Source organism: Sphingomonas segetis (genome assembly GCF_009720245.1).
In the GTDB taxonomy this organism is placed as follows: domain Bacteria; phylum Pseudomonadota; class Alphaproteobacteria; order Sphingomonadales; family Sphingomonadaceae; genus Sphingomicrobium; species Sphingomicrobium segetis.
In genome coordinates, this window is record NZ_WJSQ01000204.1 from 1 (window position 1) to 3750 (window position 3750).

The following is a 3750-nucleotide window of genomic DNA, read 5'->3' on the forward strand; positions in this document are numbered from 1 at the left end:
CGCCCTTCAAGCGCCGCCCGAAGCTCGCCGACGCGGATGTCGAGCAGCGCCTTCGACAGCGCCTGCATGCCGTCCGTCAGCCGGTCGGCGGTCGCGGGGTCGAGCAACTGCGGCGGGATTTGCGGCGGCCGGGGCGCAGACTGCGCAATGGCGGGAGCCGCGCAGGCGAGCAGCGGAAGCAAGAGCAAATGAGCACGCATCATTGTCGCCCTTCGGCCAAGTGACTGAATCGTCGCGTGGAACAGCTTAGCGGAAAGTGAACAGCCGAGGAATCATCGTGCGAACAGCCACACGAGAGCGACCGCGCCGATGACGATCCGGTACCAGCCGAACAGCGCGAAGCCGTATTTCTTGAGATAGGCGACGAACGCTTTCACCACGATAATCGCGACGACGAACGACACCGCCGCGCCGATGACGATGTTGAGCGCCATCCCGCCGGCGAGCTGGTCATGGTGACGCGCGAGCTGCATCACCGTCGCCCCGCTGAGTGTCGGCACCGCGAGGAAGAAGCTGAAGTCGGCTGCCGTCTTGCGGTCGATGCCGAGCGCCACCGCGCCCATGATGGTCGCGCCCGAGCGGCTGACTCCGGGGACCATCGCCAGGCACTGGACCAGCCCGATGATGATCGCCTGGCGAAGCGAGACGTCGGCGACCATCTGCAACGGATGTTCGACCTGCGGCGCCGGTTCGACCTTTACCGCGCGCTCGATCAAAAGGATGACGATGCCGCCGATCACCAGCGCCCACGCGACGACCGTCGCGCTTTCCAGCATCGCGTCGATCGCATCGCCGAAAATGACGCCGAGGATCACGGCGGGAAAGAAGGCGATCAGGAGGTTGCGGATGAAGCGCAGCGCCACTGGATCGCGCCGGAACAGGCCGCGCAGCGCCTTCCAGAAGGTTTCCCAATAGATGACGACGATGGCGAGGATCGCGCCGGGCTGGATGGCGACGTTGAACAGCGCCCACCGCTCCGCGTCGAAGCCGAGCAGCTCGGTGGCGAGGATGAGATGTCCGGTCGAGCTGACCGGGAGATATTCCGTCAGACCCTCGACGATGCCGAGGATGATCACGAGCAGAAGGACCGGCATTTCGAGGAATTCAGCCGGTCAGGAGGTCGCGGTCAAATTGATTCGGCGCCCGGCGAACTTGCCGCCACGGTTGAAGCGGCCGAGCCATTCACGGCCGACTGCAGCGAGCGGCGTCGGCTCGATCCCGAATGCCTCGAGCCCGGGAGCGCCTGTCGCGGGCACATTGTCGCGCTGGAGCATCAGCCACTGGTCGCGGGTGAGCGGCGCGCCGGGAAGCCATCCGAGATGTGCGATCGCGCTCGCGAGGATATCGGGCAAGTGGACGATTTCGGGATCCTGGCCGGTGATCTCGAAAATCGCATGGTGGAGTTCGGCCATGCTCATCACCTGCGGGCCGCCGACATCGTAGGTCTTGCCGCCGAAGCGGGCGGGCTCGAGCGCCGCCATGCCGATCGCCTTGGCGAGGTCGCGGACATACACCGGCTGGAAGTTGCGCCTGGAGGCGATAACGGGGAGGAAGGGCAGGCGCGCCATGGCGGCGAAGCGGTTGGTGAGATCGTCCTCCGGGCCGAAGACCAGCGACGGGCGGATAATCGTCGCACCCGCAAAGGCGTCGCGGACCGCCCGCTCGCCTTCGCCCTTGGTGCGGCCATATTCCGACTGGGCGTTCGGGTCCGCGCCAATCGCGGAGATCTGCACCAGTGCCCTCGCGCCGGCCTCACGCGCTGCTTGTGCGACGTTGCGCGCGCCGTCGACGTGGACCCGGCGCATCGAGCGGCCGAACAGGCCGCACAGGTTCACGACCGCGGTCGCGCTCTTGACCGCGTTGCGGACGCTGTCGAGGTTGGTGATGTCCGCCTTCTCGAAGCCGAATTGCCCGACCTGGGCGAGCGGCTGGAGGAAATAAGCGTTGCGCGGATCGCGGCTGGCGACGCGAACCCTCACTCCTGCCTTGAACAGCCGCTCGCAGACGTAGCGGCCGATGAAGCCGGCGCCGCCGAACACGGTGACGAGATGTTCTGCGTGGCTGATCATGCAGGTGGCGGCCTAAGCACTTGCTTCATACATTGACAAGGCGGGCCGGCGTTTCCTAAGCGCCGCCGCCTGCCAGAAGCTTGCAATGTGCCCAGGTGGCGGAATTGGTAGACGCACCAGCTTCAGGTGCTGGCGCTCGCAAGGGCGTGGAGGTTCGAGTCCTCTCCTGGGCACCATCGCGGCGCGGAGTCAGTCCGTTGGACTGACAGGTACCGCGATCCGAGCGAAGCGAGGTCGCGCGTTATGCCCGAGTCCGGACCACGGCCGATCCGCCTCTTCGACAGCTTCGGAATGATTCCGCGGATGGTCCGCTTCTTCCTGCTCGAGAAGGGCATCGATCTCCCTCGGCACGAAGTGGACCTGCTGCTCGGTGAGAACCGCGATCCCGATTATCTCAAGCTCAACCCGTCGGGTCAGACTCCCGCACTCGAGCTGAGCGACGGGACGATCCTCGGTGAGGGGCCGGTCATCTGCGAGTTCGTGGAGGAGTTTCAGCCCGACCGGCCGCTCATCGGCACCACCGCGAAGGAGCGGGCCATCACCCGAATGTGGTGGCGCAGGGTCGAGCTGAACATCTGCCAGCCGATGATCCTGGGCTTCTATTACGGAGAAGGCCTCGAGACCTACAGGACGCGGATGCGCTGTATCCCCGAAGCCGCCATCGGCATGAAGGAGAAGGCGCGCGACGGGATGCGGTGGCTCGACGGGCTGCTCAGGGGCGAGTGGGTGGCCGGCCCGGCGTTCACCGTCGCTGACATCCATCTCTACTCGTTCCTCGACGAAATGGCCGAGAAAGGTCAGTCGATTCCGGACGATTGCGCCGCGCTCAAGTCGTGGCTCGACCGCGCCGGGGCCCGTCCGGCGGCGGAGATGAGTTTGTGGCGCTGGCGATCGGCGGAGGAGGCTCCGCCGGGCGAGCGGCCACGGATCAGCAGCTGACGGCGAGCGCCTCCACCCGCTGTCTCGCGCGCTTGAGCATCGCTTGAAATCCCTGTCCGCCCCGCACCGCTGCCCAGCTCGGGTCGAGCTCGAGGAGACGCAGATGCGAAGCAAACCTGACGGCCTCGGCGAACGGCGCGAGAATCTCGAGCGCCTGCTCCTCGTCCTGCAAAATTGCGGCGGCGGTCGCGGCGGCGCTGTAGCGCATGGCGAGGTTTCCGGGGTCGACGTTCAGCGCCTTGCGAATCCACTTCTTCGCGCGCTCGCATTCGCCGAGCGCGGCGAGGCCGCGCGCGGCGGAGGCGAAGGCGCTGCCGTTCGCGGGATCGCAGATCACGTATTTTTCGGCATAGGCCACCGCCTTCTGCGCCGCACGGCGTAGGCCCACTGCGTCGCCGAGCGCCAAGTCGCAGGCAACGAGCACCGCCGCGCTCGAATGGTCGTTGGTCCCGACCGCCACGGCCTTCTCCAGCATGGGAACCGCGGCTGCGATGTCGCCGGTGCGGAACGTCAGCGCGGCCGCAGCGCGGTTCGCTTCCCACGAATCCGGGTCGAGGCGGAGCGCGGCGTCGAGTTCCGACCGCGCGTCCGCCGCTCTGCTCATTTCTTCGAAATGGAGCGCGCGAACAGCGACAGCGCCCAGAAATGCGGCGGGGTCCACAGGAAGATGATCGCGAACAGCAGCAGCGGCAGAGCGGAAACATGGCCGGTCGCCGCGACCCAGCCGATCAGCGGCGGGAAG

Annotated in this window: 5 protein-coding genes, 1 tRNA gene and 1 pseudogene; 2 read left to right on the forward strand and 5 right to left on the reverse strand. The window is 66.7% G+C overall.

Features of this window, described 5'->3' with window-relative positions:
* The 3 genes from GH737_RS13605 to GH737_RS13615 all read right to left on the reverse strand — a co-directional run.
* Nucleotides 1-200: hypothetical protein (locus GH737_RS13605; protein ID WP_196233195.1), on the reverse strand; the 200-nt coding region annotated here is incomplete at its 3' end.
* Between the two features lie 72 nt (nt 201-272).
* Nucleotides 273-1094: an undecaprenyl-diphosphate phosphatase gene (locus GH737_RS13610; protein WP_155265329.1), complete on the reverse strand. Its 822-nt coding sequence runs from the start codon at nt 1092-1094 to the stop codon at nt 273-275.
* 18 nt (nt 1095-1112) lie between these two features.
* On the reverse strand, nt 1113-2069 hold the full coding sequence (locus GH737_RS13615; RefSeq protein ID WP_155265330.1) for a complex I NDUFA9 subunit family protein: 957 nt from the start codon (nt 2067-2069) through the stop codon (nt 1113-1115).
* An 89-nt stretch (nt 2070-2158) separates the two neighbouring features.
* Between GH737_RS13615 and GH737_RS13620 the strand changes: the two genes are divergently transcribed.
* Together GH737_RS13620 and GH737_RS13625 are read left to right on the forward strand one after the other, a co-directional pair.
* A tRNA-Leu gene (locus GH737_RS13620) sits at nt 2159-2245 on the forward strand.
* A gap of 67 nt (nt 2246-2312) precedes the next feature.
* Nucleotides 2313-3008 (forward strand): glutathione S-transferase family protein, encoded by a 696-nt coding sequence (locus tag GH737_RS13625; RefSeq protein ID WP_155265331.1) that lies wholly within the window; start codon nt 2313-2315, stop codon nt 3006-3008.
* Here GH737_RS13625 and GH737_RS13630 read toward each other — a convergent pair.
* Together GH737_RS13630 and GH737_RS13635 are read right to left on the reverse strand one after the other, a co-directional pair.
* Nucleotides 2998-3612: a tetratricopeptide repeat protein gene (locus tag GH737_RS13630; protein ID WP_155265332.1), complete on the reverse strand. Its 615-nt coding sequence runs from the start codon at nt 3610-3612 to the stop codon at nt 2998-3000. The genes GH737_RS13625 and GH737_RS13630 overlap by 11 nt on opposite strands.
* 11 nt (nt 3613-3623) lie before the next feature.
* Nucleotides 3624-3750, reverse strand: a pseudogene (locus GH737_RS13635) (heme o synthase); the annotation flags it as partial.

What these genes read in the sequence shown, in the direction of transcription:
- GH737_RS13610 (WP_155265329.1), bottom strand. Translation starts at nt 1,094, where the DNA reads ATGCCGGTCCTTCTGCTCGTGATCATCCTCGGCATCGTCGAGGGTCTG.
- GH737_RS13615 (WP_155265330.1), bottom strand. Translation starts at nt 2,069, where the DNA reads ATGATCAGCCACGCAGAACATCTCGTCACCGTGTTCGGCGGCGCCGGC.
- GH737_RS13625 (WP_155265331.1), top strand. Translation starts at nt 2,313, where the DNA reads ATGCCCGAGTCCGGACCACGGCCGATCCGCCTCTTCGACAGCTTCGGA.
- GH737_RS13630 (WP_155265332.1), bottom strand. Translation starts at nt 3,612, where the DNA reads ATGAGCAGAGCGGCGGACGCGCGGTCGGAACTCGACGCCGCGCTCCGC.